The organism is Dysgonomonas massiliensis, from assembly GCF_900240225.1.
Classification (GTDB): domain Bacteria; phylum Bacteroidota; class Bacteroidia; order Bacteroidales; family Dysgonomonadaceae; genus Dysgonomonas; species Dysgonomonas massiliensis.
Map to the genome: position 1 here is coordinate 60,454 of NZ_OEPV01000009.1, position 26,598 is coordinate 87,051.

Sequence of the window (26,598 nt, forward strand, 5' to 3'; positions counted from 1 at the left end):
AAAAAAAGTTATCCTTGAAAAACTAAAAAAGTTATTCATTATGAAAAAAATAATATTTTCCCTTTTAAGTATTGCATTCCTTTTCAGTGCTTGCGAAGATCGTCTCGACATTGACCAGAAGGGTGTGATATCGTTTGATAGTTTTTATAAGACTGATGATGATGCACAGAATGCAGCCAACAATCTTTACCAGTCATTCTGTTTGAATATAGCAGGCAATGAAGGTATCTATGTAGCCCTTCCGCTCCTCTTCAACGAGGCTGGCGATGATATGTTGGCAGCAGGTAATATGTATGGTGACAATGACTTTGCAGCACAGATTAACGAGTTCCGTTATGACTCACAAAATGAGGTGATAAAAAATGCATACTGGGGACTTTATGGTGTGATATACGATTGCAACCTTATACTGGACAACATAACCCCCGATACACCTATCAAGAATCGTGTTTGTGCCGAAGCTCGGGCTCTACGTGCCTGGTCACATATGATGCTTGCTATTGGTTGGGACTGTCCGCCATTGGTTGACCATATTCTTAGTCCAAGTGAAAAACCGGCTAACAACGCAGTAGAAGGTGGACATAAAGGATTGTTGGAATGGTGTGCTAAAGAAGCAGAGGAGGCTGTTCAATACCTTGATGAACGTACAAGTCCATCAGACAAGGTTGGTGCCTCAAAAGTAACAAAGGGATTCGCTCTTACAGTAGCAGGTAAGGCTCGCCTATTCATGGGTGACTATGAGGGAGCGAAGACTAACTTGAAACAGGTTATTTCTTCGAAAAAGTACGAACTTGTTCCTACTGAACGTTGGGCGAATTTGTTCCATGCATCAGGTGACCTTTGCGAAGAGATGATTTTCCAAGCCAACTCTCTTGAGAATGCAGCTGTTGGTGACTGGGATAATAAAATTCAACGCACGTCTTGGATGTGGATTCAGTTCTGGAACTGGCGTACAGATAAATTGGCTTCTAAGCCATCATTTATCGGTCCTGATGGTTGGGGTGGTCACTCTATCCGTGCTGATTTTGCAGAACGTATGTTGGCAAACGATGGTGATTCACCACGTCGTAAAGCAACATTCCTAACAGGTGACGAATTCCTCTATGAAATGGAATGGAATGGTGTCAAAGACCTGTCTCGCGAAGAACTTGAAAAATCTGATAAGATTGGTATTAAAGATCCAACAGGTCTTTATGGCTTTGGAGGTTATTTTGCAAACAAATTCGTTGCTTGGCCCGAAGATAATGAGAAGGGCTGGTATGGATTCAAGAATCTCACTATCTTCCGTTATGCTGAAGTTCTTTTGATGTATGCTGAAGCATGTGCACATACCAACGATGCTGATGGTTTGCAGTATCTTCAAGAAATTCAGCAACGTGCAGGTTCTGCTCATATTTCAAGTACACTTACACTACAGGAAGTGAAAAATGAGAAGAGCTACGAAATGTGGCTTGAGGGAGTTCGCTTCCCAGATATGGTACGTTGGGGTGATACAGATGGCATTGTAAACAATGGTAAGGATATTCCTACTACTAAGGATGCTTTCTTCTCTAAAGGTGAACCTAAACACCGTCTGTATGTAGAAACAGCAAATCCAAATAAGAGTAGGACAGGTTTCATAAAAGGTAAACATGAGTATTTCGCATACCCATTTGCTGCAACATCTATCAATCCTAACTTGAAACAAAACCCTAGTGGTGAATAAACATAGGAGCAGAAAATCAACCTTAATATGAAGTCGGACAGTGTAAATTGATTTCAATAGGTTAATTGTGAAAGGAGTGAATATCCGCACCGCGTCAGGAAAGGCTTTCAAACAAACTTTCGCTGAAAGGGTGGCGGATATTCCGATTTAGAAACCAATACGTTAAATCTAATAATCAGAATAATGAAAAGAGTTTTGAAACTTGTATTTTTTTTTCTGTTGGCATTGCCGATGGTACTGAACGCGCAGGGGCAAGATTTCCCCGAAGGTACTGTTCGCAATGAGCACAACATCAATGGTGCGGAATGGCCACGCATAGGCAAAGATAACCGTGTACATTTTCGCGTACATGCTCCCAATGCTCAGAAGGTGGAGATCAGTTTCCGTGGCGAAATGACCAAAGAGGCCGATGGCTATTGGACGTTAGTATCCAAAGAACCCGAAGTGGTGGGTTTCCACTATTACCAGATCATCGTTGATGGTGTGAGTACTGCTGATCCGAATGGTAAGCCGTTCTTCGGAATGGGTCGCTGGGTGAGTGGCGTGGAAATTCCTGAAAAGGGTGTGGATTACTATAGTGTCAAGGACGTTCCCCACGGTCTGGTGAGCCAGAGCCAGTATTGGTCGGATATACGTAAGGAATGGCGTAGGTGTATTGTCTACACTCCGGCAGAGTATGACAAGAATCCCTCAAAGAAATATCCGGTACTCTACCTGCAACATGGAATGGGAGAGAATGAGACTAGCTGGGCTAACCAAGGTAAGATGAATTTCATCATGGATAACCTCATTGCCGAAGGAAAGGCGAAACCGATGATAGTAGTCATGGATAATGGTAATATCGAATCGTTAGTATTCAAGCCGGGCGAAACACGTCAGGACGCAATGAAACGCTTTGGCGGACAATTCCCTGACATCTTAGTAAAGGAGATTATTCCTCATATTGAAAGCAATTTCCGCACATTGACTGATCGCGAGAACCGTGCTATGGCAGGGCTTTCGTGGGGCGGGCTGCTGACGTTCAATACCACATTGAACAACCTCGATAAGTTTGCCTGGATAGGCGGATTCAGCGGAGCGGGGAGCATTGACCTGAAGAATATCGACACTACTTACGGAGGCGTATTCAAAGATCGCGATGCTTTCAACAACCAGGTACATGCCTTTTTCCTTGGTATAGGGGAGATGGAGAATCCAGAACGTACCAAGGCACTAAGCGATGGATTGAAAGCTGCTGGCATAAACAATATCTACTACGAAAGTCCCGGTACAGCCCACGAGTTCCTTACTTGGCGACGCTGTCTTAAGGAGTTTGTGCCGCTGCTGTTTAACACGAAGAAATAAAATATATTAAAAGTATAGATATGGATATATTCAACCGAAAAAAAGTGCTGGCGGCATGTCTAGCCCTGATACTTTGCATGCCCGCGGTGGCACAACAGAATTCCTCACCGAATTCGCTTCCTCCACAGGGGAGGCCGAGGCAGGCGTATAAAATACAAACACCGACGTTTCTTGCCGATTATTTTGCCGAGGTATCATCGGATCCAGCTGTTCCTGACGATAAGGGTTTTATTAGGCGTTGGCTGTTACTGGAACCTATCGAAAAACCAAACCATACGAATACTGTCTTCACAGACAGTTATCTACGCCAAGCTTTCGATACATTATACTTCCGCGACCAATTCACAGTTCTACCTAAGCATGGCGACAAAGTGAAAGTAGGCAAACAGCAGTTACGATGGCACGCATTGGATAGCAAACTCTATAATGTGAAACTATACCGGTTTGCTGCCGCACTGAAGAAGCCCGTATATGGCATACTATTTTGGGCAGTTACGGTTATCGACTGTCCAGAAGACATCAGTGATGTCCGATTATCTGCTGGTTCCAACTCTGCATCTGCATGGTGGCTCAATGGCGAGCAAGTACTGCTACTTTCCGGTGACCGCCGAATGGTAGTGGACGATGGAATGTCAAGACGGATTACCCTGAAGAAAGGTAGGAACATTCTGCGAGGAGCCATTATCAACGGACCTGGCATGAGCGATTTTTGTGTTCGCTTCCTTCGAGAAGACGGAACACCAGTCAAGAACATTACAATCATCACGCATCAATGACTATGAAAACAAAAGCTATATTGCTGGGCCTAACTGCCCTAATCTGCTCAGGTATATCCTGCAAAGTATCCGCACAGACCGGTGAACCTTATATCCACGATCCCTCTACCATAGCCGAATGCGACGGCAAATACTATACCTTCGGTACGGGTAGCGGCGGACTGATTTCAACAGATGGTTGGACGTGGAGCGGCGGTGCTGTGCGTCCTGGAGGAGGTGCTGCTCCCGATGTTCTGAAAATAGGAGATCGTTACCTCATAGCCTATAGTGCTACAGGCGGCGGTCTGGGTGGCGGACACGCGGGCAAGGTGCTGACTATGTGGAACAAAACTCTGGATCCCAATTCCCCCGATTTCGCCTACAGCGAACCCATCGAAGTGGCGCACTCTCTTGATGATGAAGACTGCGATGCGATTGATGCCGGGCTGTTACTCGACCCTACGGATGGACGTTTGTGGCTATCCTACGGTACGTATTTCGGCTTTATCCGTATTGTGGAGCTTGACCCCAAAACTGGTAAGCGCGTGGAAGGTAACAAGGAGATCAACGTTGCTATAGACTGCGAAGCTACTACTCTGACATATCGCGACGGCTGGTATTACCTATTGGGTACACATGGTACTTGCTGTGACGGACCTAACTCCACTTATAATATCGTAGTAGGTCGTTCACGCAATGTGACAGGCCCATACATCGACAATGTCGGAAGAGACATGTTGGAGGGCGGTGGCAAGATGGTCATTGCTGCAGGTAACCGTAAGACTGGACCCGGGCATTTCGGACGTTTCATCGAGGAAGATGGAGTGGAGAAGATGTCCTTCCATTATGAGGCCGATTTCGAGCGTAGTGGCCGTAGTGTGCTTGCTATACGCCCGCTCTTATGGAAGAATGGCTGGCCTGTAGCGGGAGAAGAATTTAAAGAGGGTACGTACCTGATCGAGTCCGAACGCAGAGGCTATGCCCTTGAACTTTCGGTCGACTTTATCCGAATGCAGCATAACGCTATACGCTTTTGGGAGAAAAACGACAAGCCTGTCGAACCTTTGAAATCGCAGACGCTGGAGGATGTTATAGATACATGGCCGAAAGGAGATATTAACGTACGTATCGGCGACTATATGTTCCGTCCTCATCAGAAATGGACGATTACTGCTGTGCCTGATGCAGGTGGATATCTCGGAGCACCTTATTATAAGATTGTGATAGAAGGAACTAAACGTGCACTGGCTGCCACGGCGGATGCTGAAGTGGTGACTGTTCCCGAGTTTACTGGAGCACCCGAACAGCTGTGGAGAATTGATCAGTTGACGGATGGAACCTATCGGATCATGCCCAAGAAAGTGCCTGGTACCGACAAAAAACTGGTATTGGTTTCCGCAGGAGACAGTACCCCGACACTCGCCGAATTCGATATGAACAGTGATAACTCTAAATGGAACTTTCATGATCGCTAAATATTTATCATTAGCCTCTGCAATGCTGCTCTCTGTAGCAGTATCTGCACAAAATCCTTTTATCAAAGGACAATTCACCGCCGACCCTACGGCGAGAGTTTTTAACGGAAAGATGTATGTCTATCCCTCGCATGATATTCCGGCACCTGCCGATAAACCCAATCTCCGCAAAGATTGGTTTTGCATGGAGGATTATCATGTATTTTCATCCGAAAATCTGACGGACTGGACCGATCATGGTGTTATCCTTTCGCAAGAACAAGTGCCGTGGGTGAATGCCGATACCTACTCTATGTGGGCGCCCGACTGCACTTACCGCGATGGTATGTATTATTTATACTTTCCAGCCATAGTAAAGCCCGACTCAATAACCCGAAGGTTCGGAATGATGATAGGAGTAGCTATATCCGATCGCCCTGATGGGGGATTTGTGCCGATGGCCGAGCCGATAAAGGGTGTTTATGGTATTGATCCTTGTACGCTTATTGATGATGATGGGCAGGCTTATCTGTACTGGTCGGGTCGCGGAATGCATGGGGCCCGACTCAAGTCGAATATGCTTCAGCTTGATTCAGAGCCTGTCGCTATAGAAGACCTGCCGCAAGGGTCAATGAAGGAAGGTCCTTTCGTATTCAAGCGTAACGGAAAATATTACTTCACCTACCCTTGGGTGCCTGTAGAAGGGGAGACTCAAAACCTCTCATATGCTATGGGTGACAATCCTCTTGGTCCTTTCGAGTACAAAGGTCTAATTATGGATCAATCACCTACAGAGTGCTGGACAAATCACCATTCCATTGTAGAGTATAAGGGAGAATGGTATCTGTTCTACCACCATAATGATTACTCGCCGCACTTCGACAAGAATCGCTCTGCTCGTATAGATAAAATTCATTTCAATGATGATGGGACTATACGCAAAGTCACACCGACATTACGTGGCGTCGGTATTACAACGGCGACCAGTGAAATTCAACTTGACCGCTACTCGGAGCTGAGCAAGACGGGTGCCGCTATTGCCTACAACGATACGACCGATTACTTTGCTGGTTGGAAGACTATACTGAACGAAAAGGGTGCTTATGTCCGTTACGATGATGTCGATTTCGGAACTGGACTGACTTCGGTTTCAGCACAGATAGTAGAAGGAAAAGGAACACTGCAAGTGAAAGTGGATGGTGAAACAGTGGCTGAAATTGCCGCTGAAAAAGCCGGACTGGTTACTGTTCCAGTAAAAAATCTTCCGCAAGGAGTACACAACCTATCAGTCTCGTTAGCTGGTCGCGGAGAGGTGGCAATAGACTGGATTAAGTTTCAATAGGAGTATTCATTTTAACGAGTTGACAAAAAAGATATTAACAATTAGAAATAGTACATTATGAAAAAAATTTGTTCGATTATTTGTTGTGTTTTTTTATTGATGGGATGTACTCCCAAGAATAATCTGCCAACATTCAAGAATACGGGGAATCCTTTAGTCAAAGATAAGTTTACGGCTGACCCTGCACCTATGGTGTATGATGGAAAACTTTATTTATATGTGGGTCATGACGAATATTATGCAGGACAAGACTCTGCATCAGGTGGCAAAGAATTTAATATTACCGAATGGTTATGCTATTCAACCTCTGATATGCAAGAATGGGTAGATCATGGTTCTGTACTGAAACCTACCGATTTCAAATGGGGTGTAGGAGAAGCTTGGGCATCACAGGTAATAGAGAAAGATGGGAAATTTTATTATTATACAACAGTGCAAGCTGGTGAGCCATATAATAGCAAGGCAATTGGAATTGCTGTAAGTGATAGTCCTACCGGACCGTTTGTAGACCCTATTGGAAAACCATTGATTACAGATGATATGACTTCAAATGGGGCACGTGGTTGGTGGAATGATATTGATCCAACGGCCATAATCGATGATAAAGGACAGGCATGGCTGTGTTGGGGAAATGGAACTTGCTTTATGGCGAAACTAAAACCAAACATGATAGAGTTGGATGGTGAAATTGAAGTGGTGGATTTACCAAGATTTGTTGAGGGACCATGGTTACATAAATACAAAGATTTATATTATCTGACGTATGCTTCAATGGGACAGGGAAGAGAAAACATATGTTATGCTACAGCCTCTTCGATGGAAGGTCCTTGGAGTCCGCAAGGCGAACTGACGGGAATGGCAGAAAACAGTTTTACGATCCATCCCGGAATTATAGAATTTAATGACAAATGGTATTTGTTTTATCATAATGCGACATTAACACTCGATAGTATAGGTGGTGCAATTGGACGTCGTAGTGTTTGCGTGGACGAGTTACACTATAATTCGGACGGAACGATGAAGTTTGTAGAACAGACAAAAGAAGGTGTTGCTAAAAAGTAAAACAACGGATTTGCAAGGGACTTCCTCTGAATGTAAGTGAAGTCCTTTGCAATCATTTATAAATTACATATCATGAAAAAAATCCTATTTATTTGTTTCATGCTCAGTTCGTCCTTTATCTTATTGGGGCAAAAAAGCACCGAAAATAAACGACAACGTACGATGGTTATTTCACCTGAAGTACACACCGATAATAAAATTACCTTTCGCTATTTTGCCCCAAATGCCAAAAATGTGGAAGTTGATCCTCAGTTTATGGAAGGAAACGCTCCAATGTCAAGAGACGAAAAGGGTTTGTGGAGCGTTACTCTGGGACCCATAGAACCGGATATATATCCATATGCATTTATTGTTGACGGTGTTACTGTTATGGACAACAATAACCCGTTTTATTTCGAGAATGAGCATTTTAAGGCAAGCCTATTAGATATTAAAGGTGACAAACCATTGATTCATTCTATCCAGGACGTACCACATGGTACCGTTAATTATGATTATTACAAATCTGATGTGTTGGGAACAACCGGGCGTGTGCTGGTTTATACACCACCGGGATATGATGAAGATCCGAACAAAAAATACCCAGTATTTTATCTAATAAGCGGAACAACAGATACCGATGAAACTTATTTTAAAGTTGGTCGTGCCAATTTTATATTCGATAATTTAATAGCTCAGGGATTGGCTAAGCCTATGATCGTAGTAATGCCTTACGGAAATCCGGCAGCATATTTCGATGTTACAGATCCTCGTGCTAAAGTTGCAAATGCGCGGCTTAATGAAGATTTTACTAAAGTAATGATGCCTTTCATTGAAAAGAACTACCGCACTATAAATAATGCCGAAAACCGTGCTATTGGCGGTTTTTCGAGAGGAGGAAATCAAGCTCAAACCATCGGAATGAATAATCTTGATAAATTTTCATATCTGTGCTCATATTCTTCATTTGCAGGAAATGTTACTGATTTTGAAACCACATTCAAACACATCATTGAGAATCCGGAGCAAACCAATAAACGCATAAACTTATATTGGCTTGGCGTAGGAACCGATGATTTTCTTTATGATAGAGCCAAGCTTTTTATGGAAAAACTAGATAAAAACGGCATAAAGACAACAACGATGATTACGGGTGGTGGACACACTTGGATGAATGCAAAACTTTATTTGAGCGAATCAGTAAGATTATTATTTCAAAAATAATCATATAGAAAAGTATAAATAACAAAAGAATATTGATATGAAAAGAATAGCAAAGGTTCTACTATTTTTTCTTGTGTTTCAAATATGTCATGTCATTGAGTCTAACGCACAGATGCCAGGACAAATGATCGTATCGCCCGAAGTGCATAAAGATAATAGCATTACATTCCGTTTTAATGCACCTAATGCTAAGTCTGTAGAGCTTAGTGCGCAATTTATGAAAGAGAATCAACCGATGATTAAAGGGGAAAATGGAATTTGGAGCATTACAACATCGCCCGTAGCACCAGACCTTTATCCATATTGCTTTATTGTAGACGGCGTTTCGGTTACTGATCCGAATAATGTGCTCATATTTCCAAATGAACAATTCAAACATAGTTTAGTAGATATTCAAGATTCAATACCTGCGATTTATTCGGTTAAAGACGTTCCTCATGGAAGAATTTCTTACAAATTTTACAAATCCAAAACACTAAGCGATACACGTCCATTAGTAGTTTATACACCTCCCGGTTACGATCCGCAAAGTGATAAAAAATATCCGGTACTCTATCTTATACATGGTGCAACGGATACGCATGAAACATGGTTTAAGGTGGGACGTGTTAACTTCATTCTTGATAATCTGATAGCAGAGGGGAAAGCTCAGCCTATGATTGTTGTGATGCCTTATGCTAATCCTGGCATGACTTTTTTAGGTCAGGTCAATACTGCAATAAAAAATCCATTTGATTATACAGATGAGTTGATTGATGATGTAATTCCTTTTGTTGAAAAGAATTATCAAGTTCAAGCTAATTCTTCCGGTCGTGCAGTTGCCGGTTTTTCGCGTGGTGGATATCAGTCTTTGCATGCCGGACTCGGACACCCTGATATTTTTGAATATGTTTGTGCATTTGCTCCTGCTGTTAATGCTCAGTTGGCTGAGAAAAATTTCAAAGATGGAACTTATGCATCAAGTCAAGATTTAAAATCTAAGCTAAAGCTATTGTGGTTAGGTTGTGGTACGGAAGACTTTTTGTACGAATGGACTCAGTCTTTTATAAATAATCTGGATAAGCAAAATATACCTTATGAGAAAATGTATACACCTGGAGGACATACTTGGATGAATTGTCGATTATATCTAAACGAAATTGCACAGAAAATATTTCAGTAATTAACTTAGTTACTTAATACCAGAAGGGGCGAATAGATGGATGAAGAAATATACTAATTGAGAATTCTGCACAATCTCATTTGCCCTTTGTATTCATAGCCAACAATTCTAAACGGAGTATTTAGTAAGATAAATATTCAATTCACAGCATTTTCATCTTACTTCTGATCCTACTTAATGTTTCAGGAGTTACCTTTATGAAAGAAGCAATCTCTTTGAGGCTAACAAGGTTTAGGATTTCGGGAAATCGAGATATCAATTTGAAATATCTTTCTTCGGGAGAGTCGACATAAAAAGACAATAGTCTACCGTAGATATCAGATAAAAGTAATTCGGAAAGATTTGCCCTCAGGTCCTTTAGCTCGCAAATATCATAGAAATGATTCAGCTTTTCGTAAGATACCACCCATACAATACTATCTTTAATGGCCTGTGCCGAAACTTGAGCTTTTTCCTGCATTTGAAAAGCCCCATAATCAGTAACGAAATCGTTGTCAAAACTATATCCAACAATTTGATCTTGAATGCTTTTATTGTTTGATTTTAAATATCTGAATGAACCCGACTCAATAAATCCTGCATAATGTTTAGCATCTCCCTCGCGAAAGAAATAGCTATTTTTTTTTATTTCTTTTCTAATGCCAGTATCAAGGAACCATTGTCTTACGAGATCCACTCCTTCCAACTCCAGATATTTATTAAGGGCCTTTTTCATGGTTTGTACCAAGTAAATATGATATAAATATATCCAAAGATAGCGAAATATTTCAAAACCCTAAGGGCAATTCTTGATTTAAATCAAGGGTAATTTGAATCATCAATTATCTTTCTTTACAACTTTTCTTGCTACTTCAATCTTATATTTTTTCCCTTTCATCTTTTCGTCCTTAATATTTTCCAATAGAGTTTTCACAACGGATGAACGAACAGCTACAAAGGATATAAAATCTTTTACTTCGATCAATCCTAAATCTTTTTTATCAAGTTTACCTTTTTGCAAAAAGAAACCTACAATATCGCTTTTGTTGAGTTTGTTTTTCTTACCTCCACTCACGTATATTGTCTGAAAATCGGGACGTTTGGGCAAAGATTTTCCTGCTTTTACTTCCAAAATATCCATATCATCGGATAAATAATCCGGCATTTTATCTTCTTTGTAAGATATAATGTATGCTGTTCCTGAAGAATGCATACGAGCCGTACGGCCGTTGCGATGAGTAAATTCACTTTCTTTGGAAGGTAGATGATAGTGAATCACGTGTTTCATTTCGGGAATATCTAGCCCTCGTGCCGCAAGGTCGGTAGTAACTAAATAATTCAAACTTCCGTTCCTGAATTGAATCAGAATTCTCTCACGATCATCCTGATCCATCCCGCCATGATAATACCCTGCATATATCCCTTTCTGATTTAGTAAATCACTAATTCGTTCTGAAACCTCTCTGTGATTACAAAAAATAAGTGCAGGTTCTGAATTAAATGAGCAGATTAGCTGGAACAGTGATTCTATTTTATCTTTCTCGGGCGATACTATTTTTTTGACTGAAAGTTTATTTTCTACTTTACTTTTCGTATAATCCAATCTGACGGATGAACCCATTTCTATAAAATCGGGAATTTCGACATCCGATGTAGCCGACAATAAAATTTTCTTTTCTAAGTTTGACAAATGATCGACTATCATACTCATTTCTTCTTGAAAGCCTAGCTGCAGCGATTTATCAAATTCGTCTAAAATTAAAGTCTTGATAGAATTAGTATCGAATGATTGTCTTTCAAGATGATCTGTCAAGCGACCTGGAGTACCAATAAGTAGAGCCGGAGGATTACTTAAATTATTCAATTCCGTATCGATAGAATGCCCTCCATAACAAACATTCACTTTGAAATTGGTTCCCATCTTCTTCCATACTTGCTTAATCTGCAAAGCCAGTTCGCGCGATGGAACTATGACAAGGCATTGTACTCCTTTAATATCTTCTCTCAATATTTCTAGAATAGGCAATAGAAAAGCCAATGTTTTTCCAGAACCGGTAGGAGACAATAAAATCGTATTTTTCTCTTCAATTATCGTAGTACGAGCTGCTATTTGCATCTCGTTAAGTGTGCTAATTCCAAGATTAGCTAATATTGTAGTGTAATTATTTTCTATTTTCATAGCGCAAAGGTAAGACATTATAGTTCATTCTATTTCTTTTACAACACGTTTAGTATTAACAAATATATTGACAGATAAAATTAGAGCGAAAAGCAAAGTTCTCTATTATAAAATCTGTTCATGATTTTGCCATATTTCAAGGAAACAACTAATCTGCTATTATCAAAAAAGCTTAATTATAACTTTACTATAGTTATATGAGAAATAAAATAGTTACATTTGAAACAGTATTTAATTCAACATGTGGTTCTAAAATGCAAAAAATAATATCATATCCACTTTCAGTTATTTATTATCTGATGCTTGGCTGTACGCTCGTTATTTTTCATCCTATTCAGTGGATATGCCTAAACTTATTCGGCTACAATGCTCATAAAAAAAGTGTAGATATCCTATGTTTTTTTCTGACAGCAAACACATATATATTAGGGACAAGATACAAAATAGAAAATCTTGACAAATTACCATCCGGGAAGCCTCTTATTATTGCAGCAAACCATCAGAGCTTTTACGACATTACTGCTATCGCATGGTTTCTGCGTAGAGTGCACATCAAATTTATCAGCAAAATCGAGCTTGGCAAAGGTATTCCAAGTATTTCATATAATCTGAATCACGGTGGATCGGTACTGATCAACAGAAAAGACCCGAAACAATCACTAACAGCTGTCAGAAAAATTGCAGAGTATATCGAACAAAATAATCGTACAGCCGTAATTTTTCCCGAAGGTACAAGAAGTACAACCGGAAAACCAAAACCTTTTGCCGAAAGTGGCTTGAAGATTCTTTGCAAATATGCACCTTCAGCACTAATGGTTCCTGTGACGATTAATAATTCGTGGAAAATGACAAAATGGGGATCATTTCCTCTAGGATTAGGAAATAAAATCACCATTACAATCCACGACCCGATTGCAATAAAAGACAAACCTTTCGACGAGATATTTGAACAAACACAACAAGCTGTTGTAAGCTCTATTATATAAGTTTGATTGCTAAATATCTGTTTGCCACTACATAATTAAAAGCTCAAAATCGGAGAATACAAAATTTTTCGATTATTTTCATTATCTTTGTAGCATAAAACATTTTGTGTAGGTTTCTCCTCGATTGGTTCTTCCCCACCATCTGTTAAAATTCAGATTAGAAATTGTTGCTACACACTCGTAGCAATCTAAAATTATTACATGACATTTAAAGAATTAAAGATAATCGAGCCTATCTTGAAGGCTCTTGACGAAAAAGGATATACAACTCCAACAGCAATACAACAACAGGCAATAGCCCCCGCACTCGACAATCGTGACATCCTAGGTTTAGCGCAGACCGGAACCGGAAAAACTGCAGCCTTCTCCATACCAATCATACAACAACTCCATCCAAATAAAACTAAAGCTCACAAGAGAGAGATCAAAGCACTGATCCTCACTCCTACACGCGAGCTTGCTATTCAAATCAATGACTGCTTAACTGATTATACAAAATATACAGATATCCGTCATTGTGTAATCTTTGGAGGTGTGAAACAAAACGCTCAGGTAAACGAATTGAGGAGAGGTATTGATATCCTTGTAGCTACTCCCGGACGATTATTGGATCTGATGAGCCAAGGTATCATAAACCTGAACTCGATCAGCCACTTTGTTTTGGATGAAGCTGACCGTATGCTGGATATGGGTTTTATACACGATATCAAGCGTTTGTTACCGAAGCTACCGAAGAAAAAGCAAACTCTCTTTTTCTCAGCAACTATGCCTACATCGATTGATAAATTATCACGTTCGATACTACATAATCCGGTCAAAGTAGAAGTTGCTCCCGTATCTTCTGTAGTAGAAACAATTGAGCAACTTATCTATTTTGTAGAAAAGCCAGAGAAAAAAGATTTACTAATCGAGCTCCTTAAAAAAGACTCAAGTAAATCAGTACTAGTCTTTTCACGAACTAAGCATGGAGCAGATAAGATCGCACGAATCCTAAGTAAGGCAGGGATTGGCAGTGCAGCCATCCATGGTAATAAATCGCAAAATGCGAGACAACGAGCCCTTACGAGTTTCAAATCGAATGAAATACGAGTACTCATAGCTACGGATATAGCAGCCAGAGGCCTTGATATCGATCAGTTGGAACTGGTAATCAACTACGATCTGCCCGATGTTGCTGAAACTTATGTACACAGAATCGGACGTACTGGAAGAGCTGGCAACAATGGAACAGCTCTGACCTTCTGTGCGCAAGACGAGAAAACTATGCTACGTGATATTCAGAAATTGACCGGCATAACTTTACCTATTGCGGCTAATTAAAAAAATAAAAAACTAAATATAAAACGAACTAAATGGCAAAATCAAACTCATTCAACAAAAGAGAAGTAGAAAAAAGAAAACAAGAAAAAAGAAAAGAAAAACAGCAACGTAAAGAAGAACGCAAAAATAATCCGACAAATTCTTTTGAGGATATGATTGCTTATGTTGACGAAAATGGAATGATAATTGATACTCCACCTGAGGCACGAGAAGAAACAATAGATGTGGAGGATATCGAAATATCTGTGCCGAAGAAAGCGGAAACTGAAGAAATTGTAGATTTCAGTGGCCGTGTTGAGTTTTTTGACGAAACTAAAGGTTTTGGTTTCATCAAAGACAGAAATAGTGTCAACAAATATTTTTTCCATAAAAGCAATGCCGAAGAGGGGATAAAAGAGAACAATATTGTCTCTTTCAAACTGGAGCGAGGCTCGAAAGGAATGAACGCAGTAGATGTGAAAATAACAAAATAACGCTTTTTTAGTGTGATATTGAGATATTTATGATTACCTTTGCTCCGACATTTGGGTTTTTATACATATCCATCCTTTTCTTCAGTTAATAAAGTGAGTTGAGTATGTTTTGTAATTATAGGGCTCAACTGATTTATTAACAATTTATTTTATAAGAAATGAACATTTTTATTGCAGGTCTTAGCTTCAATGTAACAGATGCAGACCTAACAGATCTTTTTCAAGAGTATGGTGAAATTTCATCAGCTAAAGTAATTACAGACCGTCAAACAGGTAGATCTAAAGGTTACGGTTTCGTAGAAATGGATGACCAAGAAGCAACAAAAGCTATTGAAGAATTGAATGGTATCGAACACCAAGGAAGAACATTGGCTGTATCGGAAGCAAAACCTCGTGAGCCGAGACAAGAGCGCTCATATGACAATAGAGGTGGATATGGTAGCAGAAATCGCTACTGATCAGAATAAATAAAATAAAAAACGGGTAGATGTTTACATCTATCCGTTTTTTATTTCTGCAAATTTAACAAATTTAGATGATGACAGAAAGAAAAAGGTCGCAATAATATTGCGACCTTTCTTCGTTTTATGCGGACTAGTTAAGTAGTTTTATTAGAATAAGAATTTAACCCCAACAGATAATTGTCCTATTTTTCTTGATTCTTTTGAACTAAAAGGATCAAATCCTATATTCCAAGAATTGCCTCCTGCATCATATTTAGTATAATTGAAGCCGAAAAGAGTGAAAGAAGTTTCAAGCGTCATCCAGCTATTCACTATAAAATCAATACCTGGAGATACATTTAGACCTATTGAAGTGTCATCGCCAAATACCATTGGAGCCGCAACTTGTCCAAATAGATAGATAGGACCAGTAATATTCCAGTACTTACGTACTAATGGTTGAAATATGAAAGCATCGGTTTTATTTATCTCTGCTACTCCTTCAAGTATTCTAGGCAACTCAGTCTTGGTATAACCAACTCCAGCACCAATCGCTATATCTGGAGTGATAAATGTACCAGCTACTGGTAGAATTGTAAAACTCTTAGCATCACCTGCTTTACTGTAGGATATTTCTCCGCCAGCAAACCATGTCCCTTTAAGTCCGTCTTGTGCGCTCAGTCCAAAGCTAACTAGAGCTAGTGTTAAAATAAAAAATAACTTTTTCATAGTAATGTAATTTTAGTTTATTAAATAGTACCTAGTCTGTGCATTAAAATATTTGAATTAAAACCTCGGTCTTATATGTTTTAATTTTTTATAAAAATAATAAAAAAAAATAACAAACAACCTTTTTTAGTTAAAAAATGATTTTTTGTTAAAGGTTTGATACTTATTGTAGCTATTTCGCATGAAAAAAGCTTGCCAAAACTCCTAAACCATTAGGAATGTCTTGGCAAGCTTTAATTTTCATATTCTGATATGCGAATATCAGAATACAACCACCTATTTCTATTTAATTACACTAATTGTATAACTATATGTATACTCTTTATCACTGAAACGATACTCATCTAATGGTTGTGCGCCCCACGAATTAAGTCCGGCAACACCTTTTTGAAATAAATCTACACACAATACAGTTTCGTTGCGAGGATTAACATCCGACCAATGTTGCTGTTTCTTGGTTATTCCCGGATCCAAATCTTCAGGACGATTGTTCGTTGCGCTAACTGATAATGGCTGAACACCTATAACTTTGATACCTTTACCATCTTTGTCAGTCAAAGTAAACCAACGCACATCAGTTTTGTTTCCAGTTTCTTGCGGACGATAATATGGATATGCCTGATCTTCTACTTTTCCGTTCCAGATACCCATAAATGTATCTTTATTTCTGTCAATGTAGTTTTCCCATGGGCCACGACCATACCAAGTGAAATCGTTTACTTCTTTTGGCAAAATCATCATCATACCGAAACGAACCATTTCTGGTAGTTGATCAGATTCAGCCTTATAATCAGCTTTCACAGTAAGACTTCCGTCCTTGTTTACCATATACATCACAATCACCTTAGCTTCAACGCCTCTTGGCTTTACTTCGTAAATGAAAGATACAGCATCATTCTTATCTTCCATGCCTTTATAAGTGATAACCTGATCGTAGCTGGCGGCATTCCACAAGCTTGATTTATATTGTGTACCCGCTCCGAAATCGTTATCGGTCGGAGCCCTCCAGAAGTTTAATTTTGGAAGTTGATTGAAAATATTCTTCTTGTCATCTTTCATAGATAGCAAACTGCGACCATCTTTTGTCGAAAACTCGTATGTGATACCAGCAGATGTTACAATCGCTTTATCCTCTTTCTTGTCAATCTTAACGGCACTTCCTGCATCTTTAACCTGTATAAAATAGTTATTCATAGGGAATGCAAATTCTTCTTTAGCTACTTCGAACCCTTCAGGAAGAAACTGCGTAGCTGTTTTCCGATATGCAAATACTTGCAGATAATATTCCGTTCCAGCTTCAGCAGTCACTTTAGGTATAGATAGTTTTATATCCTTACGGCTATCGGCTGCTACCACAACATCAAATTGTCCTTCTGCCGATTTTTCTCCGTTCTTCAGCAATACCCATTTGTAAGTATAGTTGTTGTTAGTAAGATCGGTGAATTTATAATCGTTAATCACTGTTATGATACCATTTTCAATATCTTTTGCTTCGAAAAGTATATTTTGATATACTTTCTTCACGATATGTGAGTGTGGCATGTATTGCTGATCAGGAGTAATCACTCCATCCATACAGAAATTCCCGTCATTTTGCTTGTTATAGCCCTTTAAATCTCCACCATAGGCCCAGAAGAAACGGCCTTGATCATCTTTTGCTGCATAACCGTGATTATACCATTCCCAGATAAAGCCACCCTGCATATTTTTGCTCGAGCGCATCAAATCCCAGTATTCCTGAAAATTACCCATACTATTACCCATTGCGTGAGCATATTCGCACATTATATATGGCTTACCTAAATCTTTTGCCGCATCATTAACCATATCATGCCATGAAGGATACATCAGACATATAACATCTGTATTGCGAGCATGTTTGTTCGCTTGTTCATATTGCACCGGACGGCTCGAATCACGTTTCTTTGCCCAATCATACATATCGAAAAACGCTTTACCGTTACTTGCTTCGTTTCCTAACGACCAGAAAATAACCGATGCATGATTTTTATCACGTTCTACTGCACGTATTATACGATCCATATGTGCTCCATGCCATTCAGGGAAGTTCGAGGCATTATCTGGCCCGTATCCTAGTCCATGAGATTCAAGATTAGCCTCGTCTACAAGGTATAGACCATATTCGTCACATAGTTTGTACCATAGAGGCTGCTGAGGATAGTGTGATGTGCGAACTGCATTAATATTCAATTCTTTCATCAGCTGAATATTGCGCATCATTTCTTCACGAGTAACAACTTGTCCTGTTTTGGTGTTAAATTCGTGCAGATTTACACCTTTCATAAATACCTTTTTCCCGTTAACTAGTAATTGACCGTCTTTGATTTCTATTTTGCGGAATCCAATTCTGTGTGATGTCGATTCAATTATATTCTTGCCATCTTTCAACGTGATGAGCATTGTGTAAAGATTCGGAGTTTCTGCGGTCCATTTTAGAGGATTTGATACATTGCCCGAAACTTTTATATCTGTCGTTCCATTCGCTGGAATAGCTACTGACTGATTTTTTGTAAATACTTTTTTGCCGTTTTTGTCAACAATTGCAATTTCCAGAGACTGATTTTTTGCCGAAGCTGTATAATTTTTCAATTTTACATCTACACTAAACAATCCGTTTTTGTATTTTGCATCCAGATCAGGATGAGCAAAAAAGTCTTGAATACGAGTTTCAGCAGTGCTGTATAAATATACACTACGATTTATACCACCCAATCGCCACATATCCTGATCTTCGAGATACGAACCATCGCTGAACTTGTGCACCTCGCATGCCAACGTATTTTTTCCTATGCGGATATAAGGTGTGATATCAAACTCAGCAGGACTTTTGGCATTTTCGGTGTAACCTACTTTTTCGCCATTTACCCAAACGTACATCGAGTTTGTCCCTCCTTCAAAGTGAATGAAAACACGACGTCCGTCCCAATCGGCAGGAATATCGAACTCGTGACGATATGCTCCCGATGGCGAATCTTCTCGATCAATATACGGAGGATTTTTTTTGAATCCGAACCCTACGTTAACGTACATCGGAATTCCAAAACCATTGAATTCCCAGTTCCCTGGAACAGGCATGTCTACCCATTTACTTACGTCGTAATTTTCGCGATAGAAACCATCAGGAATCTCTGCTACACGAGGGACCCAGTGAAATTTCCATTTTCCATCCAATGATTTGAAATAGGGCGAAGACGCGTAGTTATTTTCCAACGCCAATTCGGTAGAAGGATAAGGCAAAGCTGTTGCTCTAGTCTCTTCTTTGTTGATTGCAAATACTTCTGGATTTTCCCAGTCCGGAGTTTTCTGCGCAAACAGATTGGCTCCTAATAAAATTGATAGAAGAATGAGTGTTTTTTTCATGATAAATATCTTATACCTAACTATTGTACATATAAATACAAAAATAAAAATATATAGTTGATATTATAATCAAAATTCATTCAAAAGAGACCAATAATCATTCACTTATGAATATAATTGATAGTTATATGGTCTTTAAACCCATCGACATCAGAAGACTCATTTGTTTTTTGTCTATATCGTGTAGTACAGATTTCTTAAAAAGAATATCTTTGTATTACTATTATAATAGAAATTAAAATAATAAAACAGATAATGACAAACTTTTTCGAACAGCAGATTTGGGGAAATACAGTCGAAGAATGGAGTGTTTCGCTCCTGATTTTAGTGATAACAATTGCTATAGCTAAGCTTATATCTCTGATCAATCGGAAAGTTATTCTACCATTTACAAAAAAGACTCAAAATAAGCTGGATGATATTTTATTCGAAGCTCTGGAGTCTCCTCTCATCTTTGCAATCTCGCTGCTTGGTATCTGGATTTCCATACACAATCTATCATACCCGCAAGAGTATATAAAGATTATAGATACAGCTTATAGAATACTTATTACCCTGAATGCAACATGGTTCTTTGCCCGTCTTAGCAACGGGTTGATCTCAGTCTATTGGACAAGATTCGGTAAATCGAAAGAAAGTAGCAAGCAGGATCAGCGCATGATGCCTATCCTCAACCGAACAATTACTATTATCATCTGGATAACCGGTTTATTTACGGCACTAAGCAACGTGGGTGTTAATATCAGTGCATTGCTCGGAACGTTGGGTATTGGAGGTATTGCTTTTGCTCTGGCAGCTCAAGATACAATAAAAAATGTATTTGCGGCATTCACTATACTTACCGACAAACCTTTCAGTATTGGCGATACTATACGTATTGACAGTTACGAAGGAACAGTTATAGACGTCGGTATAAGAAGTACAAAAATCAGGAATTACGACAAACGTATCATAACACTTCCGAATTACAAAATATCGGACACTTCGGTGATCAATATATCGGCTGAGCCAATGCGCCGTGTTGTTATGAAAATAGGTTTGACATACGATACTACTCCTGAAAAGATGGAAGAGGCGATGGCTATATTGAGAGATATGCCTAATAGAATTGATTTTGTATCGCTAAAAGATCTGACCGCATATTTCACAGATTTTGCAGACTCGGCAATGATCATAACCTTTATTTACTACATCGAAAAGAAAGGTGACAATACGCAAGTAAGATCGAATGTAAATATGGAAATATTGAAAATGTTCAATGCTGCAGGATTAGTATTCGCATATCCTACGCAAACAATATTTCTGAGCAAAGAGTAATGGGATTTCTCTCTGAAGGATGCAAATTGTTTTTTAAGTATTCAAATGGAATTATTCTGTTTGAATATCAGTTTAAATATTTGCAAATCACCGATAAAAAGATATCTTTGTTTAACATTAATCACAAATAGAATACTCACTAAGTAAAAACATCTTCAAAACACATTCAATGCACAAAATTATGACTCTATCGGTCATCTTCTTTTTTTGCAGCTTCATTGCCATAGCTCAAACAGAGGATGATAACATCATCATTTCCAACAAAGATGTAACATACGAATACATACTTGACAAAGGTCAGGTAGTTGTCAAAGAAAGGTACATTGCCGAATACGAAGCGACTCGTTTGGGTGGGAAAACCTATACATACGAGATGTACGACAATGAATCGACAATAGACAAAGTTCGGGTAAAAGGTATAAAACTGGAAAATCCGAAGTACACACAATACAGCTCGAACGATATATTTTACACAGATGCTAAAATCTGTGAGATATCTTTGTATTTCGATAAAAAAGGGAAGAAAGGATCTGTAGAGTTTGAAAAAACGATCAAAGATCCGAGGTATTTCCCGGTTATATCCCTATGTGACGATCTGTTTGTGAAAAACAAAACTGTAAAAATCATTCTTCCAACATGGATGAATGCCGAATTTGTTGATTACAATTTGGGCGACAATATTAAAAAAGAAATATTGACTGATCCTAAGACCAATCAGAAAACATATGTATATACTATCCATAATCTGGATCCTATACCTCAGGAACCTTCAATGCAAGGATATACATATAATTACCCACACATAATGATACTGAATAAATCGGCTGAAATAGAGGGTGTAAAAACTACTTTCTTCGAAACTTTAACAGATCAATATGCATGGTACAAACATCTCGTAAATCAGATGAACAACGATATGAATATTATTGCCGATAAAGCAAAAGAGATTATAGCTGACAGTAAAAGTGATATAGATAAGATCAAAGATGTTTTTGCTTGGGTGCAAACAAATATTCGTTATCTGGCCTTTGCAGACGGCATCGCAGGCTTCAAACCTGATGATGCTCAAGAAGTGCTTCGCAAGAAATATGGAGACTGTAAAGGTATGGCTAATCTGACAAAATATTTGCTCGAAAGTCTTGGATTTGATGCAAGGCTTACTTGGATCGGAACAAATCATATTGCTCACGATTACAGCGTACCTAATCTTTCGGTAGATAATCATATGATATGTACTGTGCTATTCGACGGGAAAACTTATTATCTGGATGCTACATACGAATACATGCCTTTAGGAGAGTACCCTCAAAGCATACAAGGGCGTCAGGTAATGATAGAAAATGGCGATGAATTTATACTTAATCGCATACCGGTTTTCCCTCCTCAATTGAATACCGACAGCCTACACTGCAAATTTACCATAGACGGAGATAAGCTTGTCGGTCAATGTGCGCGTTATTTCAAAGGCGAATCGAAAGAGAGAATTTTATCTCTTATCAACGCCACCCCTAAAAATAAAATAGATGAAGCTTTGAGATTTTTTGTCGAAGACGGGAATATACAGGACAAAGCTTCTGATGTCGTATTGAGAGGGGCAAGTCCTAAGACTGAGGCAACTTACATCACTTATAGATTGGATAACAAATCGAGTATTCAAACCTTAGACAAAGATATCTATATAGGAATGAATCAGACTCAGGACTTTATAAACTATAACATCGATATCAAAAAGAGAAAATCCAATTATTTGCTAAGTTATCGCCGCTGCCAAGTGCGCGAAGCTGAACTTCTGATTCCGTATGGATATTCGCTTACACATATACCTGAGAACATGACAATCGACAGAGATGGTTATCTATTCCGTATAACTTACACCAAGGATGATAACAAACTGCTCTATCGTTCGGAAACAATCATAAAAGATCCTCTTATCAAAAAAGAAAATTTCAGCCAGTGGAACTCGGATATTGACGAGCTGAGAAATAACTACATGGAACAAGTCGTATTAACTGCACAATAAAAATAAAGAACATGAGAACTTCAAAACTTTTATTAATCATAATTGGCATATTCGTTATACAATCAGCTTTTGCTGATGATGATTATGAGAAATACGCAAAAGCCATGCGCGACTCGGTATGGGCATGGGATAAGCCCGAGTTTAAAAACTATTCAGTTCCTGACAAACACAAAAACGAATCGGCTGTAATTCTAGCTTTACACGAAGAAGTTTATGCGACAGGGAACACCAAAATCCGCTTTACTGGAGGTGGAATATTAGGATTCGGTCTCAATAAAGAGTTAACATTCCGCCACATCATCCGTAAGATGATAAAACTGAATGATAAAAAAGCTTTGGAAGACAATGCCGATCTTGAATTCAAAGAAAACGACAAATCATACGGACGCAACGTAAGCACTCTTTACAAGGCTGTTATTGGTGTGCGTATCATCAAGCCCGATGGCACAATAAAAGAAGTCGACATGAGCGAAGCTGTATCAGTTACCGAAGGTAAAAAGGACAAGGAGAGAAATAAAAAACTTGCTATATCAGATCTTCAGGTGGGAGATATTCTAGATTATTTCTACCAAGAAGAAGGACGTATAGACTATCAGAATATCCCCGAACAACTGTTTGTCTTCGCATCGAAATACCCTATTTTATCCTATTCAGTACATTGCGAACTTAGTAAGAAACTAACAAACGAATACCGTTTGTTGAATGGTGCTCCTGATTTCACAGTGTCTACAAACGAAGAAGGCGACTATGTTTTGGATGTAAAGCAAACAAACATACAAAAAGTAACTGCCGAACAATGGTTATCGCCTTTACGCCAGTTGCCTATTATCAGACTTGCGGTTCTGTACAACTCGAATAAAAACATAGGTAAACCAGCTACAGCACGCAAAGAAGGTTTGTATGCCAATCTGCCATCTGATAAAATATTGGAGGATGCCATTTCTGTTTACAACTTGTCATTGTATTATACTGATGCCAAACATGTAGATAAGCAGACTAAAAAGTTCATGAAAGAAAATCCACAAGCAAACAAGAGACAACTAGCCGAATTTATAGGACAGTCGCTAAGCGTACATATGAACAATCTGAACAATGTATATTACAACACATACATTTCGACACTGGGATATATGATGAAAAGATATAAGATCGATTATAAAATCGGATTTGTGACAAGTCGATTTGATGTGCGCAGTAATGAGACTTCGTCATTCTACGATTACGATCCTGTATTGATTGCCAATGGCGATCAGGTGTTTCACCCTAATCGATACAAGTATTACGTTGGTAGCGACTCGCGTTTCGAAGGTGAAACAGCGATCGTATTTACACCTAAAAACTATAATAATATCAACTTCCGCGATTCGAAAGCACGCAGTACATTTACTCTTCCAATATCCAAAGTCGATCAGAATGTAAACAAAACAAGTATGAGCGTTAAGCTTGCTGGTAACAATATGTTGACACTTGACATTGACCGCCAGACTATCCTTACGGGGCATCATCGAAACGGATATTATTCGGGATTGATATTATTACAAGATTGGGATGCTGCCCTTGAACAATGGAAAGGCAAGAAATCGGAATTAGAAATATTGAAAGAAAAGAACAAAACCAAAGATATAAATGCATTCGAGGCACGCTATTCGGAGGATCAGAAAGAACAAAAGAAGGCCATCGAAGCCGAAATAAAGTATTATCACGATATGGATGCGAAAGAGCTGGATGCATATTCTTTCCCTACTCTAGGTGTAACTCCTGATCAACGGGAGATGGTTTATAGCGTAAAATATACTTTGGACGGACTAGTTAAACGTGCAGGAAACAACTATATTTTGGATGCCGGCAAACTGATAGGTACGCAAGTAAAGCTGGAAGATGGTACACGCGATCGTACGATTGACGTTTATATGTCATTCCCTCGAGGCTACGAGCATGAAATAAAAGTGGCTATCCCTGCGGGATACAAAGTAGAGAATATAAAGAACCTAAACTATAGCATCGATAATGAATGTGGACAGTTCATATCATCGGCAAGTGTGGAAGGATCTGACCTTGTAATCAAGGTTAAAAAAGTTTATAAGAACAATTATGAGCCAGCCAATAATTGGAACAAACTTGTTCAGATGATTGATGCAGCAAACGCATTCTTCGGACAGTCTGTTGTTTTCAAAAAATAATAGGTTCTCTATGTTTGCAATCAGCTAAATTAAGCTGTCTGTAGAAGGCAGCTTAATTTCTTTTATTCTACTTAGTTATTGCTTGTATTCGTGTGTAGATTTGAATTGTCGTAATGGACGTATGGTCTGATAACTATACTGATGTAATGCTGGCGAAAATCTGCCATTCCTTTTCTTGCTAATTCTTAACATTATTGGATTTTTACCGTTTTTTAATCTCTTCGATTTGTAACAAACCGCATTAATAGTAGCTTTCATGATGGTTTTTCTGGTTTAAGTCTCGGTTTAAGTATCACCAATTTAAACCTACAGAAAACCAATAAAAAAAGCGACTACATTATTGTAATCGCTTTTTTATAGTGAGCGTTGACGGATTTATTTTCAGCCATCTAACCCGTATGCTGTCAGCGTAGTAGCTATTTTATAATCTTTCTCACTCACTTGTTACTCACTTTGTTTTATGTATGAGAATGGGAGGACTTTTCCTCGTTAAGTGATGAAATAAAGATAGGTATTTTGTTCCTATAATACAATATTTTTCTTGCAAATTTATCTATAATTATCCCCTAAGAGGTATAATTACTACCTTGAGATATTTTTTATACCCTAAAAGGTGTATTTAGATATTTATTTACTACTTTAGCACCCAAAGGGTATAATTATGGAAAATATATCATTATCAGCATATGTTAAGCAGATGCGAAAGCAATACGGCTTAACACAAATAGACCTCTCCGAAAAAGCAGGGGTAGGACTTCGCTTTGTTCGTGAATTGGAACAAGGCAAAGAAACCTTACGAATGGATAAAGTCAATCAGGTGTTAAATTTATTTGGTGCTGAACTTGCTCCTGCTCCAATGGATAGAAGTAAATTAGAATTATTAGATACACAAATTTAGTACAGTGGCTCTATTTCCAATTTATCACTCAACGACAGATTGTATTTTAAGTCAAATAATCGTTCTACAAGAATTTCATATCCAACCACTTGTTTATCAAGCAATAGTCTGGTTATTTCTCTATTTAGATAAATTTTTATTTTCAAAAAGAGATATTGAAATGATTTCTTTTGTTCAATTGTTTTCGCCAGAGATTGGCAAACAGAATTTGTTAATATGGAATTAAATAGTTCTATATGCTCTTCAGTTATTCCTTTGTATGCATTTGCATCAAGATTTCGCTCAGCCATAATCTCTTGCCAACTTGTTAGCATATCCCCAAATCCAATATACTCTTTCATGGGGACTCCACATTTTTTTAGTAATTCTGCAGATCTACAAGATAGAAAAAAGACTCTTTTCCCTTTCAATATAATCAAACTATCTCTCTTTAAAATCGGTTTATAGTTTTGTTGTAAATCTAAGCTAGAGCCATGCCCCATATAAATAATCAATGACTCATCCTTTGCTGATATATCTTGAATCATTTCATCAGTATCATTTTCGTTTTGTAATCGGTATTCTACAAAATTAATGTCTGGTATTTTTTTAAGCATTTTATATATAGGCTCCAGAAAATCTGTAGATTTATCGTCTTCTATTGGATAAACACAAATTATTTTCATA

The 26,598-nt window shown here is 38.6% G+C and carries 21 protein-coding genes; 15 read left to right on the forward strand and 6 right to left on the reverse strand.

The features are described 5' to 3' along the window. Nucleotides 1-40 precede the first annotated feature (40 nt). Nucleotides 41-1,705 (forward strand): RagB/SusD family nutrient uptake outer membrane protein, encoded by a 1,665-nt coding sequence (locus C1A06_RS10335; protein WP_101690190.1) that lies wholly within the window; start codon nucleotides 41-43, stop codon nucleotides 1,703-1,705. A gap of 183 nt (nucleotides 1,706-1,888) precedes the next feature. Further along, nucleotides 1,889-3,049, forward strand: coding sequence for an alpha/beta hydrolase-fold protein (locus C1A06_RS10340; protein ID WP_101690191.1), 1,161 nt, complete (start codon nucleotides 1,889-1,891; stop codon nucleotides 3,047-3,049). Nucleotides 3,050-3,470: 421 nt separating this feature from the next. Here the strand turns inward: C1A06_RS10340 and C1A06_RS15350 are convergent, their stop codons facing one another. Beyond that, entirely contained in the window at nucleotides 3,471-3,812 is a 342-nt protein-coding gene (locus C1A06_RS15350) for a hypothetical protein (RefSeq protein ID WP_159461405.1), read from the reverse strand. 15 nt (nucleotides 3,813-3,827) lie between these two features. Here C1A06_RS15350 and C1A06_RS10350 point away from each other — a divergent pair, with 15 nt between their 5' ends. The 5 genes from C1A06_RS10350 (at nucleotide 3,828) to C1A06_RS10370 (ending at nucleotide 10,027) form a co-directional block, all read left to right on the forward strand. Beyond that, nucleotides 3,828-5,279 (forward strand): family 43 glycosylhydrolase, encoded by a 1,452-nt coding sequence (locus C1A06_RS10350; RefSeq protein WP_101690313.1) that lies wholly within the window; start codon nucleotides 3,828-3,830, stop codon nucleotides 5,277-5,279. After that, nucleotides 5,269-6,600: a family 43 glycosylhydrolase gene (locus C1A06_RS10355; RefSeq protein WP_101690193.1), complete on the forward strand. Its 1,332-nt coding sequence runs from the start codon at nucleotides 5,269-5,271 to the stop codon at nucleotides 6,598-6,600. The genes C1A06_RS10350 and C1A06_RS10355 overlap by 11 nt, the downstream gene beginning before the upstream one ends. A 57-nt stretch (nucleotides 6,601-6,657) precedes the next feature. Further along, nucleotides 6,658-7,662: a glycoside hydrolase family 43 protein gene (locus C1A06_RS10360; RefSeq protein ID WP_101690194.1), complete on the forward strand. Its 1,005-nt coding sequence runs from the start codon at nucleotides 6,658-6,660 to the stop codon at nucleotides 7,660-7,662. 72 nt (nucleotides 7,663-7,734) lie between these two features. Then, a complete protein-coding gene (locus C1A06_RS10365; protein ID WP_101690195.1) occupies nucleotides 7,735-8,865 on the forward strand; it encodes an esterase in 1,131 nt (376 codons plus the stop codon). Nucleotides 8,866-8,902: 37 nt separating this feature from the next. Further along, nucleotides 8,903-10,027: an esterase gene (locus C1A06_RS10370; RefSeq protein WP_101690196.1), complete on the forward strand. Its 1,125-nt coding sequence runs from the start codon at nucleotides 8,903-8,905 to the stop codon at nucleotides 10,025-10,027. A 142-nt stretch (nucleotides 10,028-10,169) separates the two neighbouring features. On the opposite strand, the gene C1A06_RS10375 is transcribed toward C1A06_RS10370, so the two are convergent. After that, nucleotides 10,170-10,742, reverse strand: coding sequence for a Crp/Fnr family transcriptional regulator (locus C1A06_RS10375; RefSeq protein WP_101690197.1), 573 nt, complete (start codon nucleotides 10,740-10,742; stop codon nucleotides 10,170-10,172). 102 nt (nucleotides 10,743-10,844) lie between these two features. Further along, nucleotides 10,845-12,185, reverse strand: coding sequence for a DEAD/DEAH box helicase (locus tag C1A06_RS10380; RefSeq protein WP_101690198.1), 1,341 nt, complete (start codon nucleotides 12,183-12,185; stop codon nucleotides 10,845-10,847). A gap of 197 nt (nucleotides 12,186-12,382) precedes the next feature. Here C1A06_RS10380 and C1A06_RS10385 point away from each other — a divergent pair, with 197 nt between their 5' ends. From C1A06_RS10385 to rbp, 4 genes are all read left to right on the forward strand, one after another. Next, nucleotides 12,383-13,171, forward strand: a complete 789-nt coding sequence (locus C1A06_RS10385) for a lysophospholipid acyltransferase family protein (protein ID WP_245872046.1) — start codon at nucleotides 12,383-12,385, stop codon at nucleotides 13,169-13,171. Between the two features lie 201 nt (nucleotides 13,172-13,372). Further along, nucleotides 13,373-14,491: a DEAD/DEAH box helicase gene (locus tag C1A06_RS10390; protein ID WP_101690199.1), complete on the forward strand. Its 1,119-nt coding sequence runs from the start codon at nucleotides 13,373-13,375 to the stop codon at nucleotides 14,489-14,491. A 32-nt stretch (nucleotides 14,492-14,523) separates the two neighbouring features. Further along, complete coding sequence (locus C1A06_RS10395) at nucleotides 14,524-14,964, forward strand: cold shock domain-containing protein (RefSeq protein WP_101690200.1); 441 nt, start codon at nucleotides 14,524-14,526, stop codon at nucleotides 14,962-14,964. Nucleotides 14,965-15,122: 158 nt separating this feature from the next. Further along, complete coding sequence (gene rbp, locus C1A06_RS10400) at nucleotides 15,123-15,422, forward strand: RNA-binding regulator (protein ID WP_101690201.1); 300 nt, start codon at nucleotides 15,123-15,125, stop codon at nucleotides 15,420-15,422. 153 nt (nucleotides 15,423-15,575) lie between these two features. Here rbp and C1A06_RS10405 read toward each other — a convergent pair whose 3' ends face one another. Together C1A06_RS10405 and lacZ are read right to left on the reverse strand one after the other, a co-directional pair. Further along, a complete protein-coding gene (locus C1A06_RS10405; RefSeq protein ID WP_101690202.1) occupies nucleotides 15,576-16,136 on the reverse strand; it encodes a hypothetical protein in 561 nt (186 codons plus the stop codon). A 282-nt stretch (nucleotides 16,137-16,418) separates the two neighbouring features. Beyond that, complete coding sequence (gene lacZ / locus C1A06_RS10410) at nucleotides 16,419-19,517, reverse strand: beta-galactosidase, LacZ type (RefSeq protein WP_101690203.1); 3,099 nt, start codon at nucleotides 19,515-19,517, stop codon at nucleotides 16,419-16,421. Between the two features lie 255 nt (nucleotides 19,518-19,772). Here lacZ and C1A06_RS10415 point away from each other — a divergent pair, with 255 nt between their 5' ends. The 4 genes from C1A06_RS10415 (at nucleotide 19,773) to C1A06_RS10435 (ending at nucleotide 25,932) form a co-directional block, all read left to right on the forward strand. Further along, complete coding sequence (locus C1A06_RS10415; RefSeq protein WP_101690204.1) at nucleotides 19,773-20,834, forward strand: mechanosensitive ion channel family protein; 1,062 nt, start codon at nucleotides 19,773-19,775, stop codon at nucleotides 20,832-20,834. Nucleotides 20,835-21,015: 181 nt separating this feature from the next. Continuing rightward, entirely contained in the window at nucleotides 21,016-22,854 is a 1,839-nt protein-coding gene (locus tag C1A06_RS10420; RefSeq protein WP_221405683.1) for a transglutaminase-like domain-containing protein, read from the forward strand. Nucleotides 22,855-22,865: 11 nt separating this feature from the next. Continuing rightward, complete coding sequence (locus C1A06_RS10425; RefSeq protein ID WP_101690206.1) at nucleotides 22,866-25,034, forward strand: DUF3858 domain-containing protein; 2,169 nt, start codon at nucleotides 22,866-22,868, stop codon at nucleotides 25,032-25,034. Nucleotides 25,035-25,695: 661 nt separating this feature from the next. Then, nucleotides 25,696-25,932 (forward strand): helix-turn-helix transcriptional regulator, encoded by a 237-nt coding sequence (locus C1A06_RS10435; protein WP_101690207.1) that lies wholly within the window; start codon nucleotides 25,696-25,698, stop codon nucleotides 25,930-25,932. Here the strand turns inward: C1A06_RS10435 and C1A06_RS10440 are convergent. Further along, nucleotides 25,929-26,597, reverse strand: a complete 669-nt coding sequence (locus C1A06_RS10440) for a hypothetical protein (protein WP_101690208.1) — start codon at nucleotides 26,595-26,597, stop codon at nucleotides 25,929-25,931. The genes C1A06_RS10435 and C1A06_RS10440 overlap by 4 nt on opposite strands. Nucleotide 26,598: the final 1 nt, after the last annotated feature.

Bases quoted from the DNA above. Each gene is read 5' to 3' on its own strand.
- C1A06_RS10405 (WP_101690202.1), bottom strand. From the start codon at position 16,136: ATGAAAAAGTTATTTTTTATTTTAACACTAGCTCTAGTTAGCTTTGGA.
- C1A06_RS10370 (WP_101690196.1), top strand. From the start codon at position 8,903: ATGAAAAGAATAGCAAAGGTTCTACTATTTTTTCTTGTGTTTCAAATA.
- C1A06_RS15350 (WP_159461405.1), bottom strand. From the start codon at position 3,812: ATGATTGTAATGTTCTTGACTGGTGTTCCGTCTTCTCGAAGGAAGCGA.
- C1A06_RS10340 (WP_101690191.1), top strand. From the start codon at position 1,889: ATGAAAAGAGTTTTGAAACTTGTATTTTTTTTTCTGTTGGCATTGCCG.
- C1A06_RS10390 (WP_101690199.1), top strand. From the start codon at position 13,373: ATGACATTTAAAGAATTAAAGATAATCGAGCCTATCTTGAAGGCTCTT.
- rbp (WP_101690201.1), top strand. From the start codon at position 15,123: ATGAACATTTTTATTGCAGGTCTTAGCTTCAATGTAACAGATGCAGAC.
- C1A06_RS10375 (WP_101690197.1), bottom strand. From the start codon at position 10,742: ATGAAAAAGGCCCTTAATAAATATCTGGAGTTGGAAGGAGTGGATCTC.
- C1A06_RS10420 (WP_221405683.1), top strand. From the start codon at position 21,016: ATGACTCTATCGGTCATCTTCTTTTTTTGCAGCTTCATTGCCATAGCT.
- C1A06_RS10335 (WP_101690190.1), top strand. From the start codon at position 41: ATGAAAAAAATAATATTTTCCCTTTTAAGTATTGCATTCCTTTTCAGT.
- C1A06_RS10395 (WP_101690200.1), top strand. From the start codon at position 14,524: ATGGCAAAATCAAACTCATTCAACAAAAGAGAAGTAGAAAAAAGAAAA.
- C1A06_RS10385 (WP_245872046.1), top strand. From the start codon at position 12,383: ATGAGAAATAAAATAGTTACATTTGAAACAGTATTTAATTCAACATGT.
- C1A06_RS10415 (WP_101690204.1), top strand. From the start codon at position 19,773: ATGACAAACTTTTTCGAACAGCAGATTTGGGGAAATACAGTCGAAGAA.
- C1A06_RS10355 (WP_101690193.1), top strand. From the start codon at position 5,269: ATGATCGCTAAATATTTATCATTAGCCTCTGCAATGCTGCTCTCTGTA.
- C1A06_RS10350 (WP_101690313.1), top strand. From the start codon at position 3,828: ATGAAAACAAAAGCTATATTGCTGGGCCTAACTGCCCTAATCTGCTCA.
- lacZ (WP_101690203.1), bottom strand. From the start codon at position 19,517: ATGAAAAAAACACTCATTCTTCTATCAATTTTATTAGGAGCCAATCTG.
- C1A06_RS10380 (WP_101690198.1), bottom strand. From the start codon at position 12,185: ATGAAAATAGAAAATAATTACACTACAATATTAGCTAATCTTGGAATT.
- C1A06_RS10360 (WP_101690194.1), top strand. From the start codon at position 6,658: ATGAAAAAAATTTGTTCGATTATTTGTTGTGTTTTTTTATTGATGGGA.
- C1A06_RS10425 (WP_101690206.1), top strand. From the start codon at position 22,866: ATGAGAACTTCAAAACTTTTATTAATCATAATTGGCATATTCGTTATA.
- C1A06_RS10435 (WP_101690207.1), top strand. From the start codon at position 25,696: ATGGAAAATATATCATTATCAGCATATGTTAAGCAGATGCGAAAGCAA.
- C1A06_RS10365 (WP_101690195.1), top strand. From the start codon at position 7,735: ATGAAAAAAATCCTATTTATTTGTTTCATGCTCAGTTCGTCCTTTATC.
- C1A06_RS10440 (WP_101690208.1), bottom strand. From the start codon at position 26,597: ATGAAAATAATTTGTGTTTATCCAATAGAAGACGATAAATCTACAGAT.